Source organism: Pseudoalteromonas rubra (genome assembly GCF_004212645.1).
Lineage (GTDB): Bacteria > Pseudomonadota > Gammaproteobacteria > Enterobacterales > Alteromonadaceae > Pseudoalteromonas > Pseudoalteromonas rubra_G.
Window position 1 is genome coordinate 1 of record NZ_PPUZ01000178.1, and the last position, 1,120, is coordinate 1,120.

Here is a 1,120-nt window from a genome sequence, read left to right on the forward strand (position 1 = left end):
TGGAAAACTATGCCGAGGCCAAGCTGCAGCTATTCAGTGCCTGTCAGCCAAATTACTCGGTGATCAATATTGATGATCCCTGGGCACAGCGTTGGCTAAAAGACGGCAAGATAACGCGTCCGGTCGGCTTTGGTCGTATGCCTGCCGATGACACGCTAAGCGAGACTGTGCAGCAGTTTGTTTATTTTAGTGACGCACGCTTTGACAGCCAGGGCATACATGTCAGATTACACACCAGCTGGGGCGATGCCGAAGTTAGCACACCTTTGTTCGGCGAGTTTAACCTGTATAACCTGAGTGCGGCATTTGCTGTGTTGCTGACTCAAGGGGTCTCGTTGTCACAACTGGTTAAAGGTGCTGCGCAACTAAAGCCCGTCACCGGTCGGATGCAGGCAATTGAAGTAGCCGGGCAGCCAACCTGTGTGGTTGACTATGCTCATACGCCGGATGCACTGGCCTTGGCACTGCAGGCGCTACAACAGCATGTACCAGGCAAAGTGACTTGCGTGTTTGGCTGTGGCGGCGAGCGCGATAAGGGTAAGCGTGCGCTGATGGCTCAAGCTGCGGAGCGTTATGCGGATACCGTGGTGATCACCAGCGACAATCCGCGTGGTGAAGATCCACTCGACATTATTAACGACATTAAGGCTGGGCTCAGTAAGCCCGAGTATGCTCTGTGTCAGCCTGATAGGGCGAGTGCCATACGTGAAGCAATCCGGAGCGCTGATCAACACAGCGTGATCCTGATCGCCGGTAAAGGGCATGAAGACTATCAGATCATAGGTAACCAACGCCTGGCTTTTAGCGATATTAGCTGGGCTCAGAAAATATTATCAGGGGAAAGTGCATGATCAAGATGGATCTCTCTTGGCTTGCGGATGTACTAAAGGCCCCTTTTGACGGGCAAAACCGCAGTGTTTCAAATATAAATACAGATACACGTACAATTAGCGAAAACGAAGTGTTTCTGGCGTTAAAAGGACCCAATTTCGACGGTCATAAATTCGTTGCCCAGGCGCAGCAGAAAGGCGCGATTGCGGCGATTGTCGACCATCCGGTCGACGTGGATATTCCTCAGCTGGTTGTCAAAGATACGCGACTGGCACTGGGGCAACTCGGT

2 protein-coding genes are annotated in these 1,120 nt (G+C 52.1%); both read left to right on the top strand.

Annotated features, from left to right (window positions below):
* Positions 1-851, top strand: an 851-nt coding sequence (locus tag C3B51_RS23405; RefSeq protein WP_130246564.1) for a Mur ligase family protein, incomplete at its 5' end; no start/stop codon positions are given.
* The coding region (locus tag C3B51_RS23410) for a Mur ligase domain-containing protein (protein ID WP_240701966.1) at positions 848-1,120 on the top strand (273 nt) is incomplete at its 3' end. The genes C3B51_RS23405 and C3B51_RS23410, both read left to right, overlap by 4 nt.